General features: G+C 44.4%; 8 protein-coding genes. 3 read left to right on the top strand and 5 right to left on the bottom strand.

What is annotated here, in order from left to right; translation table 11 throughout:
- Positions 1 to 33: 33 nt before the first annotated feature.
- From HMPREF1546_RS01975 to HMPREF1546_RS19475, 3 genes are all read right to left on the bottom strand, one after another.
- Complete coding sequence (locus HMPREF1546_RS01975) at positions 34 to 2,229, bottom strand: metallophosphoesterase (protein ID WP_021748301.1); 2,196 nt, start codon at positions 2,227 to 2,229, stop codon at positions 34 to 36.
- A gap of 1 nt (position 2,230) precedes the next feature.
- Complete coding sequence (locus HMPREF1546_RS01980; protein ID WP_021748300.1) at positions 2,231 to 7,072, bottom strand: hypothetical protein; 4,842 nt, start codon at positions 7,070 to 7,072, stop codon at positions 2,231 to 2,233.
- Between the two features lie 166 nt (positions 7,073 to 7,238).
- Positions 7,239 to 7,745, bottom strand: a complete 507-nt coding sequence (locus tag HMPREF1546_RS19475) for a helix-turn-helix domain-containing protein (RefSeq protein ID WP_021748299.1) — start codon at positions 7,743 to 7,745, stop codon at positions 7,239 to 7,241.
- Between the two features lie 35 nt (positions 7,746 to 7,780).
- Between HMPREF1546_RS19475 and HMPREF1546_RS01990 the strand changes: the two genes are divergently transcribed.
- Positions 7,781 to 8,323: an IS3 family transposase gene (locus HMPREF1546_RS01990; RefSeq protein ID WP_021748298.1), complete on the top strand. Its 543-nt coding sequence runs from the start codon at positions 7,781 to 7,783 to the stop codon at positions 8,321 to 8,323.
- A gap of 270 nt (positions 8,324 to 8,593) precedes the next feature.
- Here HMPREF1546_RS01990 and HMPREF1546_RS01995 read toward each other — a convergent pair whose 3' ends face one another.
- Positions 8,594 to 10,384, bottom strand: coding sequence for a hypothetical protein (locus HMPREF1546_RS01995; protein ID WP_021748297.1), 1,791 nt, complete (start codon positions 10,382 to 10,384; stop codon positions 8,594 to 8,596).
- 188 nt (positions 10,385 to 10,572) lie between these two features.
- On the opposite strand from HMPREF1546_RS01995, the gene HMPREF1546_RS19480 reads away from it, so the two are divergent.
- Together HMPREF1546_RS19480 and HMPREF1546_RS02000 are read left to right on the top strand one after the other, a co-directional pair.
- On the top strand, positions 10,573 to 10,737 hold the full coding sequence (locus tag HMPREF1546_RS19480) for a helix-turn-helix domain-containing protein (protein ID WP_021748296.1): 165 nt from the start codon (positions 10,573 to 10,575) through the stop codon (positions 10,735 to 10,737).
- A gap of 9 nt (positions 10,738 to 10,746) precedes the next feature.
- Positions 10,747 to 11,712, top strand: a complete 966-nt coding sequence (locus tag HMPREF1546_RS02000) for an IS3 family transposase (protein WP_301546139.1) — start codon at positions 10,747 to 10,749, stop codon at positions 11,710 to 11,712.
- Positions 11,713 to 12,159: 447 nt separating this feature from the next.
- Here HMPREF1546_RS02000 and HMPREF1546_RS02005 read toward each other — a convergent pair whose 3' ends face one another.
- Positions 12,160 to 13,644, bottom strand: a complete 1,485-nt coding sequence (locus HMPREF1546_RS02005; RefSeq protein WP_021748294.1) for a hypothetical protein — start codon at positions 13,642 to 13,644, stop codon at positions 12,160 to 12,162.
- Between the last annotated feature and the right edge of the window lie 518 nt (positions 13,645 to 14,162).

Below are 14,162 nucleotides of genomic sequence, written 5' to 3' on the forward strand. Positions count from 1 at the left end.
ATACACTAAATACAATATTGTATTTAGTGTATTTTAGGTTACAAGCACATCTTCATCCCATTGCTCATAGTTAACATTTGGCTTTTCTTCACCCCAGGTAAGTTTACACACGCCATAGTGCAGAGAAATTTTCCGTTCCAATTTGTCGCTGCCTGGCTTTTGTTCTATCCGTTCCCACTGGAATCGTTTGGCAACATAGTGATTGCGGACTCTATCCATATTCCATTCGTGCGTATGTCCAGACAGGCAAGCAGTGAGGGCTAGACCTTGATTCAACTGCTCAAATACCATCCTGTATGCCTGTTGGTCATTTTGGGACAGAAGTTCCGTGCGTCTGATTTCTGCAATGATCTTCTGGTATCGCTCGTTAATACTGCGCTCTGTTTCCTCTCGGCTCAATTGCTCCAGCAGGAATGTTAACTCATGATAAAGGCGGGTTTTCTTTCTGCGGCGTATCACCTTATTCCTGATGGCGTCCGGCAGGGTCTTTTCCTCGTTTTCAAGTAGCCACACCTGGATAAAATCATTGTCTAGTAGGGACTTTCCACTGGTGTATTCCAATTTCTCCAAGGAATCTTTAAGCTGGGAAAGCGCCAACTGACGGTCAGAATCTAGGTCCTTTTTGATCCCCTCTGCATATTGTTTGGTGATGTTGCGGCAGATATAGCGCTCCAAGTATTCGTCGGAAACATAATCTACTGGATAGCCAGGACCATGATGTCCCAGAAAAATGAGAAACCGTTCTTTAGACTCTGAGGTAAGACGATGGATTACCTGCTGAGCAAAGTCCTTGTCCAAATGAACCTTGTTGTTCCGGGCAGGGTTAGCCATAATGCTGGTATTGAAGCAGAGAAAGTCCACCCCCATCTTGTCGTACCGGCGTACTTCGTTCAAGTTGCTATCAATCAGTTCACCAATGTCCTCATCCAAAAGTTTGCGCACGAAATTGATATAGTAGGTGAATTTGGCCATAGCGCTGCCCTCTTTAGCTGCAGGCCTACCTCCTGCGCTAGCACGATGATTCTCACCGTGTTGGGTCTCCAATTCGTTCATAGACGCATAGTCGTGGTTGCCCGGAATGATTATGGTCCGGCGCTTCCAATCCTGACGTAAGATCTGCTCCCCACCTTCAATCTCACTCCACATACGAAATGCCAAAGCGCGGATCACTTCAGCTGCACAGTCATAGTGCCGTTCCAAATCACCCGCAGCTGAGCGCCCCTGGGCCACATCCCCGGTAATGACTAGGAAATCAAAGGGGCCATCTTCCAGTTTTAACCGAGTAATAGCTTTCTTAATTACCTGACAATTTTTCTCAGTCACATGAAGGTCAGAAATATGTAGGATCTGTAACGGATCCCCCTCTTTACTTCGACGGCTAATGTCTCGGTATTCCCGAAGCCCTGCCAACAAACTATATAGATCTCGCATCAGAGCTTGAGCCAGCTGCCCACGCAGAAAAAGTGTATCTCGTACCCTAAGCAAGGTGTTAGGACTATCTGGGTTCCAGGCATTCTCTATTTTACGCTGGCAGATCAGATAGGTTTGCTCTTCTCGATTAGCACCTTGAGCATCATAGAGTAGGATGGGAAGAAGCAGAAACTGTACATCTTGCCAGTTTTCGAGGGGCTTTCTCCCATCCAAAACCTCCACGCCGTTTTCCAGATAGACACCCTCGGTAATTGTCTGGATTTCTTCGTTCTTGACAAGTCGGTCCAGTAACTTTTCTGCTTCCCGACTGCCCAACTGGGAATCCAGACACTCCCGATTGACCGATGAGGCACAGAGAATACGGGTATCAGTTTGACGACGGAATACCAGATAACACATATCCGCACCTTGAATAATGCGGATACTATTACACAAAGTCTCATAGGCATCGGAAAGCTGATCCACAGGAATACCTTCAAGAACCTGTAGCTGATGATAAAGTAGGAGCATCCCACTCAGACAAGTAGCATCCTCCTTCTGGAGAGAAGAGAGTTTTCTAAAACGAAAAAGTTCTGCATTCGGATTCTGATACAGAAACTTCTCTCCATCACGGCTATTCTGATAAGACGTTTTAATAAATTGGCGAAGCTTATCCATTTGCCATGGATTTTCCAACTGCTGGTGGTTCCTAACCTGCTCCAGATCATAAGCCTGATGAAGGCGCTCTAGTCCCTTGACTAGCAGACGGGTATTTTCAAGGATCATGCTCCGATACATACGGTCTAATCCGTTATCCATTTCAATTCCCTCCCTCCGGATTCAGGAAACTTGCCTCAATCAAATGGCATCCGTTTTCATCGTCTCCGTAAGAGGATGTCCATTTGACCAGTTTGATCATATTTTGTTCTACCTGTATGCTGGTGGGAACGGGGTTAGAGCATTTGTATTCCCACGCTCCCTCTATTTCCTTGGCCAGGAAACTCTTCCGCAAACGGTCAAATGACGATATCACATGTTCCATGTTGTTCCGATGCAGAAAATATGTGGACTGCAGCCCAGCCAAACGTTTTAGCAGAGTTTGCAGAACCTGGCTACGTATCACCTCATCTATTTCCACCTTACTTTCCCGCAAGAAAGGTCGGGCAAACGTAAGATGTTTAGGGAGGTAATCCGATGCGCCGATAGCATAGGCCGTAAGATGGAGCATAAGTGTCAGAATGCCCTGGCGAACATGGTGATACTGGGCTAAGTGAGGGCGAGAAAGAACTTTAATAAAGGAAATTAGCCATTCTGCTTTGAGTGCCGGAGATTCTACTTCTCTCAACTGTTCTTCCATGAGCTCTGCCAAAATCATGGAGGTTTGGCGAGCACGTTCTGGGATACTTGTGGTCAAATGCCCCGCGATGGTGTCCAATTTTAAAAAGGAACGGTGTATAGCAGTCATACGCAAATAATTCTTTTGTGCGCAGACGATATCAATAAGGACTCGTACCCAGTATTCCGACTTGAGACACTGTGGGCGGTCTCCCACAGCAGCGGATGCGTCTTGAGAATGCCGCTTTACTAGGCGCTCTAGGTCGTAAAGAGTAAAGGTGTGAATGTGCTTCAGAAAATTCTCACTGTTCTCGCAGTGATTGTTTTCATCTATTTTCTTTTCATTCAGAAACTCCTCTACGCCCCATTGCAGCAAATGATACAACGCCAAGAGGTTTGAATAGGCATCAGGATCTACCGTAAAAATACCCACATGGTAACCGGAGCGTGTACGGTGTGGCTCTCTGACATAATTGTACAGCCATTGCCGAAGCCACCCGGCGTAGCCGCCACTGTACATTACCGTATTTTCCAGCCAGGACTGGTACTCTTTCAATGTTCGTTTCTTGTGTTTGAGTTGTAGACGGCGGAACTCATGGCCTAGCTCGTTCATTGCCGAACTATTCTCCAAGATGCGGTACTGCTCCGTCAATTCACATGTTGGACAACGATCGCGCCTGCTGTTGAAAGAAGGAACTGCCAGATGAAGATAGGCCCAAAAATGCTGTTCTGGGTCTTTCACATATGAGTTCAGTGTGTCATAGGCACTGCGGTTAATGAGGACAAAACAACCTTTGAAAATACTTTCTCTGTCATACGGCATCCCGGATTCCGCCATCAGCATGGTGACCAAATTCCTGGCTCTGATCAATGTGGATCCTGAGGTAATGGCAGTATTGACAAAGTAAACATTTACAGGTTTCACTCGATCAAATTGCCGAATTTCCCGGTACTCATCAGCAATATAGCTGAACTTTGCTCGCGCATCCTCCCGGTAGGTATCCGAAAGATTCATGTGAAGGAAACGCAGACTGTGCTCAAAGACTTGATCAATAACCGCCTTTGCAAAGGGAGAGTCCTCCTTGTGAAGGGGGGAGACAATGATATTGTAGGCATTGGGATCAACTGCGCTGCGCAGGCCTTGGAGCCATTGGTCAACGGTTTTCCGTTTATTTTCCGGATCTTTCCGTTGGGCACGGGAAAAATACCGTTCCATATCCACATAGAACTGAAAGTGGTTATTTCCCTCTGCAATATGGCCATAGTATACCAAGCCTTTGAGAAGCGCAAGCCGCCGGTCGTTTTCCTGTGGATCGGTCAAAAAGTGGGATGTACCCTGAAAATGGGCGTCCTCTAACAAGAAAATTTCCTTTGGCCTGGTAGAGGTTTTGTCCACATAGACCAGCACAGCTTCATCCTCTCCTGTCCCATGGGGATCGTGGCGCATTTCACTCCACTGAGCTTGGGGCGACAGGAGGAAACGACAACGAGTCTCAGGATCACCCTGTTTTTGGGGGCACAGGGTGATCTGATGGGTATCGGTCAAATACCAGTAGCGGGGAGAAATATTCTTTGAATCCTCTCCTACCAAAATTAGGACATAGTTCTCATAAGGAAAACGGCTATCCGCCCACCGGGCTTGGATCTCATCCATAATGTGGTACAGAGTGGACATGGTGGTTCCAATGGGTAAAATCACCACATAATCTCCATGATTGAGAAGATCTTCCCGGTCGTTTGGATGCATTTGTTTTAGCTGAGGGGAGAGATGAATCCGCTCATCCTCCTGGCTGTTGGCGTAAATTAGATACTGTGCTTTCTCCCCTTCTTTCGTCAGCAACTGTGCAATCTGTTCGGTAAGCACCGAGGAGTAAAACTCATACCCTACCACCACCAGAGGCCGATCTGAATGCTCGGAGAGTTGTGTCAGCAAATGGCGGACAATCAAGTGAGAAAATCGGTAAATAATCCCCACGTTGTGAAATAGAAGCTCTGCCTCATAGAAACTGGAGAGGTAGATATTCGAGTGAAGCCGAACCCGGATATCTTTCAGTTGGCATCCGTAGGGACGCTTCCACAGGTCCTGTTCTAGCGCTCGCTCCATTCCCTCCAAAAACCAGCTTCTTTGATCTTGCGGAGCTTGGAGTGAGGCTGTGAGGAACAAATCAAAGGGGAACTGTGGTACTGCCGTCTCCTGCTCCGTTCGGGTCAGATAACGAATTTGCGGCAGCAGTTCCAAACTGGGACCAGTGTTGTAGTAGGCAAATGTACGCGCTGTGACCCGCGCAGAACCAGAACACTTTCCAGCCAAGAGAAAATGAACCTGAGGAAAGTAGCAGCTGTGCTCCTCTTGATAGCTGCAAAGGGCAATCTGGCTCTCGCCCATCCATTGTACATCACTGAGTTGTTTATCATAAAAAATAGAAAACATACGAACTATCTCACTGATAAACATCTCATCAGGAAGCATCAAGGCCAGCAACACAGGTTCCTGTTGCTTTTGACGTTTCACTAGTAGATAAAAAATTGCTTTGGCCAGAATCTCCGAAAAGACAACGTCTCTAATCAGCATAAGATCCAACAGCCAGAGATCATTGAGATTGTTTATCCAGTCATTCAGTTCCTTATAAAGCTGGGTAATCAAATTCTCTTTGTTGTGGAACCATGTATTCTGACGGTTTTGGATAGATGGCCTCGTTGGCAGAAACGGAGACTCAGGAGGCATCAGCTGAACGCTCTCCTGGAAAAATGGCCCCTGTTTGTCCCGGACGGCCTGTGCCTGTAAGCGAAGTACTCTTGGGCGGTATTCTGGTCCCCTCAATGTTTCCAACTGCAAAAGGCTCTCGGGCGGAGAACTTCGCTCAGAGGACTCACGTATATCGTTCCAATGGGGGTGAAGCGGAAGTAAGACGTTGAATTCCGTGTAGGGCTCATCAGACTTTATCTGGTCGTAGCATTTTTTTACCTGGGCTTGGGAAAAGGAACTGTATCGTGTCTGTTGCCCAAGCATTCCGGGAGATAAAACGCTGAAAAGGCCCCCATTCAGCTGGACCGTCTTTTCCAACAACCGCAGGCCATAATGTTTGGCAATGTCCTCCGTATGCTCTGCGTTACAGCGATAAGAAAAGACCTGATTCAGGGACATGTCGGTCAAGTCTGCTATGCCCCGGTTATGGGCGAAGGTTCTGACAATGCCCCAAAGTTCTTCGTGTCCTCCTTTCGAGACATACCGCGCGTCATTGAGTACTGAGAACTCTAGGCAGAACTTTGTGTATCGGTCCAGCGTGTAGTCCAGGGACAGCCTTGCCTGCCTAGAGTCACCGGTCTGCCCCTGTTCGGCATGATCTGTCCACAATCTGCCCTGGCGCCGGTAAATATCCAGACGGGTCTGGGCAGCCTCAGCCACTCGCAGCGGTCCTTCAGCCATGATGTTGACATCGCTGATGCGGACGGATATGTAGCTGCGCTGCATCTGACTGTGAAGGCAGGCATTTTCCATTAGTTGGAGAAGCCCCTCGGCATATGAGACGGCATCCAGGCGGGTACAGCGCAGGGTCTCCATATCGATATGCCAACATTTTTTATCGTCTCGATAAAACAAATCCTTACTGTCGGAAAGACTGCGCAGAAATATGGTCCAAATCAGCCTCGCCAGTAAACCTAGGCGGGGCAGTTCGCTGTTCAAATACCGCAGCAGGGCCCGACTCAGGGCCTGCTTGTCCTCTCTGCTCATGGTCTCTTTCCCCGCACCGGACATATCTCGCTGTAAACGCCACAAATTTTGCATACAAAGCCAGCGCAGCAGGCTGCTCGTTTCTCCATTGCTCTCAGGGAACACCAGAGGCTTCTGCTGAAAATCTTTTACATCCAAATCCTGAATTTCTGTGGTGTCCCCTGGATCTACCATAGCGAAGTAGGGAATCATCCACTTCCGGTTCTCTGTCCCTATGCAAAGCAGGGGGAGAATGCGGTAGAAATCGTAGGATAGGTTACGCCGGCCACGGATAATCTGCTTCCCGCAAAAAATCTCCAGATTAATATTCCGCAGAGCGGTCATCACGGCTAGATAATGTTGTATCCGGAATGCATCACTTTCTTTCTCTACTCTAATTTGAAGAGTAAAAGGGTATCGTACCAGATGGTATTGGTCTAGGCGATCCAACTCTACAAAACAGTAGCGTAAACAAAAAAGTTGCTGATCATCCAATTGGTTTTTTATAGACGTATGGACCGTCAGTTGCGTATAAGTCTTAATTTCCTTCGTTAGTTTCGTCCATCCTATCGGAGTGTTGTTGATTTCAATCGTTTTCTGTACCTCTGATGCCATTCCATTCTCCCCTCTAAATTGTACCTAAAATACAGTTCAGTATGTTTTGGCAAATCTTTTCTCGTTTTCACACAGCAATTTTTATATTTTTATGTCAGTATAGCACAGAATATGGGTTTTAGGTAGCATTTTCCAAAATTATTATGTGGAAGACCAGTAGAGAAAATTAGATATTGTATGCTTTGATTCGGCCATCTTTAATCATATTGTAAACAGTTTGATTACTAACACGCAGATAGTCTGCTGTTTCCTCCAGATTTAAGATGCCAACAGCTGGTTTATCATTCATGACCCGAATGATCTTGTCAATCATTTGGATTTCTTTCGCTTCATAGACTTCATTTCCGCAGCTTTCACATCTGTAACCTTGGATACCTTTAATTTCTATTTCTTTTCCGTTAAATTGAAATATTTGGTTCATCATCTGCGGCAACATCTTCCCGTGGCAGTGATCGCACACCTTAAAAGTAACCATATCCTTCGCAATAAGCGGGGCAATGCCTGGTTTGAGAAGCGTCGGGAGGAATACTGTACTTTGATTCGTGAGGTGTTCAATGGGTATCGACAAGTGTTGGGTGCTGAGAAAATCCGTACAATCCTTGCTCAACGCGGACAACAGAGTCAGCAAAGAATATGTGGCAAAACTGATGTGCGAAATGGGGCTGTCCAGCATCCGTACAACTGCCAAGAAGGACTATTTAAAACTCCATGAGCCAGAGGAAAAAGAATATTCTCCGACAGCAATTCCAGGCAGACCGGCCAAATCAAATTTGGGTCAGTGATGTCACTTGCTTTAAGTTAGGGAATCACTATCTTTACACGTGTATGATTTTAGATTTGTTTTCCTGTAAGGTCATCGCTTATAAGATTTCAAAAAAGAATAGCACTCAGTTGATCACATCTACGTTCAAAATAGCTTGGGAACAACGCACTCCTGAAGCCAAGCTTATTTTTCATAGCGACAGAGGTTCTCAATATGCATCTCGTCGTTTCCGGCAATTACTTCATGAACGCTTTATAGTACAATCATTTTCCAATTCCGGCAAGCCTCATGACAATGCCGTGGCTGAATCCTTTTTCGCCACATTCAAAAAGGAGGAAGCCTATCGTAAGAACTACACATCTGAAGCGGACTTCAAGTGGAGAGTTGATTCCTATATTGAGTTCTATAATACTCAGCGACCACATCACACATTGAAAAATTTGACCCCATGTCAAGTAGAAGATGTTTTTATGAAAGGCAACGCATGAGGGAAACAGAAGTGGCATCAGAGAGGTTCGAATCTCACCGATTACACGTTTTCCACTTCAGTTTTGCGCTGTTTGTGTTTTGCAAGTGACACCAGGCAAAAACGAGCAAAAAGCCTGAAGCCCTTGATATAACAAGGATTTCAGGCACAAATTGACCCCACCTAATCCGAACAATGGCAACAATTTGTTCAGACTAGGCAGGGTCAGCCAAGGAAGCAAAATGTTCAACCTTGTAATATTACTTGTTTGGATAGTCTTCAACAAAAATGTTTACTGATCAGAGTAAAACGCGTCACCACACTCATTCTCGAGCAATGCATCTAACATTCCAAGGCTTTCAAATGGTATTCCAAACGCCGCAACAATCCAATAATCAATCACAGCATAACGAAAACGGCCATCTATTGCGGTCATTCCATTCATATTTCTTATCAGTACAATATCCGGGTTTGAATTGCCGAAGTTAAACTCGGGAGTTATGGCTGATAAGAGTCCATTGACCTTGATATTGTCAGCGGCAATAACAAATTTGTCCAGGTGAAAAAAGCGGTCATTCAGGTAATAGTTTTTGAACAGCAGGAACAGCGTTCCACAGAGATCCGTTTCAAAATTGGGCACTTCAATAAATTCAACATTTTTATATGTGGTAAGGAGACACGATAAATCGACACCGTCCAAGCATTCACTTCTGCCGACCTCTTTCACAAACACGAGCAAATATTTATCGAAATCGTTCTCTGCTATCTGGTTTAAAAACAAGGACACCAGGGGGCGCAGGTCCATCTTACTAACATCTATATCGTGCAGCTTGTGATATCGGCCATATATCTCATTGCACACACTGTAGAAGTAATGAAAATCTACCAATACCAAGTTGTGATATTCAGATATGGCTCTTTTGATGGGAACAATACAGTTCAGATCATATCCCGGAACGCTGTATAACGAAAAATCAAAGTCCATGTGTTTTTGGACATCAGAAGACAGCCTGTCCGGAATATCGCAAAAAGATTTGGCCAGCTCATGCGGCATATAGGGCTCGCGGATAGACGGAAGTTCAACCAGTGTGGGGAGTTTGCTTGTCTCGTTCGCATACTTCACACACATTTCCTCCAACTCAGGTCTGAATGCGAATGCGCAGTATACATCATCGTTGTTTCGTTTGATCCATCTTTTTAAAAAGAAGTTTTGAGATTCGCTATTCATCCTGATATAAAAGGCCACATGATAATAGCTGGAATATATAAAGAAGTAAAATGGATTTTTTGTATGCAGAGATTTCATGACAGCGCGCTTGAAGTACGGATTCTCCCAAACCTCCTTATCCATGAGGAAATTCAGCATAAATATCGTGTGGTCCGAAAAATTTGATGTGGAAAACACGCTGTCCCGCCGGTTAATAACAGATGTGAAAAATCCGTCCTGGATGTCCTTTTTGAAGATATAATAGCCCATATCACGGAACCACTCTATCTTACTGCCTATAACGACGCCATAAAATGTTCCGCCGTAGCCTTCCTGTATGCAGCGGTTTTTTATTGAGTAGCATTGTGCGCAACCGATCACCTTTGCCAAATAGTCGTGTTCATCACCTTCCGCATACTCCTGATCGATTATTTGATTGATATCTGCAGAAAAAAAAGCATTTTTTCTTCCGGCTCCAATCTCGCATCTGTCTGTACAGGAAAAACGGTTCTCCTCAAACAAATAAATTTGAGGATGCCGACCTTTTTCCACCACGATCGCACTGATCCCTCTGTCTTGATAATTATTCGTGATGATATTCCGAAGGATTTCCAATGTCAACATCTCCCGAAGACTGTAAACATGTGTCAACAATTCTATTATCGTTGGCACATCTCCAGAAACTCCCAAGACAAAATCATCATTTATCTTTATGATTTTAAGCAAACCTTCCTGCACATAGTACTTCCCATACAGTCCCTGAACCTCTCCAAAGGTACTGATGCCTGCTTGTATATCATCTTCAAAGGAGGATATAGCGGATTCCGACAACATAAAGACTTGCTCATTCTTTTTCCAAGCTATGCAATAACTCATATCAGACAATCCTCCTGTCATAAATCATGCCAATCACCAAAAAGCGCATCATTATAAGTACGCAAGTTTCCTTTTTGTAGAATAATAACTCATCTCTCGCATTTCCCGTACTATAATCGTACCATAGCTAAATTGAATTTCCTTCTCTACAATGATATTCTACACCATTTTCCAGGAGGAATCAAACCATGCGCATCAGCATAGAGGAAAAGCAAACTCTGGTTGCCCGCTACCGGGCCGGTGAATCTGTCGCCGAGATTTGTGCCGACTCCGGCGTGGCCAGAAGTACGTTCTATACATGGATCAAGCCGTACACTGTGACCATGACAGACTCCGGTCATGCCGTCAGCTAGCAGGCGTTTATTAAAACGAAACAGAAACTTCAAAAGTTGGAGCAGAAGATTGAGATTCTTCAAAGGGTCAACTGCACGGTTTCAGCGCCGCTTCAAGAAAAGCTACAAGAGCTTGCCAAACTGCATGGTCAGTATAGTGTCCATGCCTTATGCGAGGCGCTTTGTGTATCCCGCGGTACCTTCTACAACCATATCTTCCGGCGAAAAGAGGTAACTGCCTATGATAAACGCAGAGTAGAGATGAAAGAGCATATCCAAGCAACTTTCGATGAGAGCCCGCAAAGGTTTGGCGCAAACAAAATCGCTGCTGTGTTAGCCGATCGAGGCGTTCGGACTTCGCCCAAGTATGTGGCTGAACTGATGAGAGAAATGGGATTACAAAGTGTATCCATCTACTCCAAACGCGATTATCAGAAAAGTGAGCGGCTGGCAAAAAAGCAGAACATGTTACAGCGGCAATTCAAAGTGGATGAACCGAACCATGTTTGGGTCAGCGACGTCACTTGCTTTAAGGTTAGAGGCAAGTATCTCTATATCTGCGTAATCCTCGACCTTTTCTCACGTAAAGTAGTGGTCCACAGAGTATCGCCAAAGAATAGCACCTATCTGGTCACCTCTACCTTTCGTCAGGCATATCGGAACAGAAACGAGCCCCAGCAGCTGATGTTTCACAGCGACCAGGGCCCACAATATACATCCACCACATTCCGGAAACTGCTTCGCATGAACAAGATTCTCCAGTCTTTCTCGAAGTCCGGCCGTCCTCATGACAACGCTGTGGCAGAGTCCTTCTTTGCCTCCATAAAGCGGGAGGAGATCTATCGGACACAGTATCACTCTAAGCGCCAGTTCATGAAAAGCGTTGATACTTATATAGAATTTTATAACACTAAGCGCCCCCACAGCACGCTCAACCACAAGACACCGGATGGGTGCGAATTGCTCCATGTGCAAAGGAAAGAGCGGACAGGCTGATCTGGACAAAGGGTTCAAAGCTTGGTATTTTTCGTTTTTCAACCACCAAGCTTGTGACTTTTATCTTTACGATATAAATTACCGGGCTGTGCATGAGAAAAGAGAAAGCCTGAAATAACAAGGCGTTCTCCTATAAAATGAGGGTAGAAGTAGTGGACAGTCTAAGAAAGCTGTTTAATACTCCTCCCCATGTCCCAAAATGAAATATCATCGTTCTTAAGATGTCTAGATGAGGCTAACTCTGAAATCGTTTTTTGAAATTAGGAATAGGTATCAAATTTTAATTGTGGGTCGAAAGACGTAGGGGATAGATTTACTGTGAGTTCCCACTTGGTCATAGTCAACCTTACAGCGAGCGACCTTTTCAAATTGTACCGCCAGGAAAAAGTCAAAACCAACGAATATAGAAATCGTCTTTACATTGAAAGTAGGGTGAGCAAAAGCTATTTACATTTCTGGATAATCAATAGTAAGCCGGATAGCATTTGCCTGGGACCAGTCTGTCAGTGCTCCATAGCAACTGAGGCAAGGCTGAAATTTGACATATAGCTCCGCATCCGTAGGAGTTTTGATGCCGCCACGTGACGCAACTTCTGCCAAGATCTTTCGTTCACAGCAGGAATAATCTTTTTTTATACTGTCTGCCTGCTTTTTATCAAATACAGACGGCAATTCAGCACGCATGGGGCCATATTGTATCAAGTGTAGATTTCGATCAATTTTACAACGGATAATTCTGTCTACAACATCAGCGGAAAAAATAGCTAAATCTACTTTGATATAGCTACTGATATTCTGAAACGCCACCAGATTGTTGGCAGAACATCCAAGAGTGTTTTGTACTTGCGTATCCACACAATCCCAAAAGCCGCTGAAAGCCAAAATTCGGGGACCATTTTGAATGTCCAGCAATGCAACACATCGTTTCTTATCTTTTATGTATTCATTATATAAGTTTGTCTTTTCTTTTGGACTTAAATCAAGGGTTTGAATTGCATTATCTACTCTCTTAAGCAAATCCTCTATCGAACTTGCGCTTCCCACTGTGCCATTTCCATTGATCATCTGGCAGGCATCATCTGCAAGAGATTGCAATCCACTCCAGAGGGATTTCTGATAATGCTCAGACCATCTATCTGTTCCTTCTGGTTTCCAATCGGGATGTACTTTTCGAATGTATTCTTCTAGTTCTGATAGTCTGCGGAGAGCGGGATTCTCCTCCCGCCACGCCTGATTGACTAAAAAATCATAAACCTTTTTGCTGAAATCACGCACGCGATTATAGGTCACTTGGCGTTCTTTCGAATGGAACAAATCAAGAGAAGAGAGTTCCCCCAAATCGCTGCCATAGGTTTTTTCAAGATCTTTCTGGAGCTTTTGGGCAGACCTCTGCAGATTTTTTCTTCGCGCATCTGTTACATGAATATGGGAAAACTCTTTTGCCATCTCATAGAGCTGGCTGAGATCTTCTGCGGAAAGAGTCGTACCATTTTCCTCGCCTGCTTCTAAAAAGCATCTCAGCAGAAAAGGCTCCTCCGGTTGCCATTTGCTAAGCAAGTTATCATCCTGGGTGCTGAGATTCTCATTGAACTTTTTTATAGTTTTCCCACAACTGTCGACTAATTCTCCAAGAGCTGTTACTATACGGTATAGTCGATACTCTAATTTTACATATGAGGAAAAGCTACCATCTTCTAAATCCTGTTCTCTTCCCCTTTGGCGATCTGATAACCAGCGTATATCCACCAGACGCTCAGGAACGCTCCAGTAACTCCTGATATCTGCTTTAGTATCAAAAGTATTGGAATGTAGTACCTCCTGAATAGTCATCTCATTCGGCAAGGACTCAATAAAAGCAGATGCTCTCCAAGTCAAAACAATTTTTTCGTGTCGAATATCTGTATCCTCAATAAAGTGATCTCTTGAATCCATATATGTCCTTTCAAACTATGTCAGAAGAAACTCGTTTTTCTAACAATGCATTATCCTACCCTAATTTTTATCATGAGTTTGAATCAAGTGCTTTCGCAAGTATTATACCAAACGACTCGCTATAAAGATAGACTTAATTCGACAACAAACCAGAATATTTACTGCGTTTTCAATCCAATCTACAACCCAAATCTTTATAAAACAGGAACGAAAAAAGTCTAATCACCTATAAACCAAGTATAAGAGTATTGTATAGGTTGAATCCACGGTTCACTACTTCTGCATTTCCAAATGAAAAATGCAATTTTACAACATTTATGTTAGTAATTCCTTCAGGCACTACGTTATTAGTGCTATAATCAAATCGGTTTTTATTCTAATTATTATATCATCGTGTACCATCCCGAGCAATGAATAACTTAGCTTTATTGACCCATTTTGAAGAATTTGACTCCATGTCAAGTGGAAGATATTTTCATGGAAGGTAACGTATGAGGGAAGTACAAGTGACATCAGAG

Origin of the sequence: Oscillibacter sp. KLE 1745 (assembly GCF_000469445.2) — a bacterium.
Lineage (GTDB): Bacteria > Bacillota > Clostridia > Oscillospirales > Oscillospiraceae > Oscillibacter > Oscillibacter welbionis.

What these genes read in the sequence shown, in the direction of transcription:
- HMPREF1546_RS01975 (WP_021748301.1), bottom strand. Translation starts at nt 2,229, where the DNA reads ATGGATAACGGATTAGACCGTATGTATCGGAGCATGATCCTTGAAAAT.
- HMPREF1546_RS19475 (WP_021748299.1), bottom strand. Translation starts at nt 7,745, where the DNA reads ATGCTGGACAGCCCCATTTCGCACATCAGTTTTGCCACATATTCTTTG.
- HMPREF1546_RS02005 (WP_021748294.1), bottom strand. Translation starts at nt 13,644, where the DNA reads ATGGATTCAAGAGATCACTTTATTGAGGATACAGATATTCGACACGAA.
- HMPREF1546_RS01980 (WP_021748300.1), bottom strand. Translation starts at nt 7,072, where the DNA reads ATGGCATCAGAGGTACAGAAAACGATTGAAATCAACAACACTCCGATA.
- HMPREF1546_RS01990 (WP_021748298.1), top strand. Translation starts at nt 7,781, where the DNA reads ATGAGCCAGAGGAAAAAGAATATTCTCCGACAGCAATTCCAGGCAGAC.
- HMPREF1546_RS01995 (WP_021748297.1), bottom strand. Translation starts at nt 10,384, where the DNA reads ATGAGTTATTGCATAGCTTGGAAAAAGAATGAGCAAGTCTTTATGTTG.
- HMPREF1546_RS19480 (WP_021748296.1), top strand. Translation starts at nt 10,573, where the DNA reads ATGCGCATCAGCATAGAGGAAAAGCAAACTCTGGTTGCCCGCTACCGG.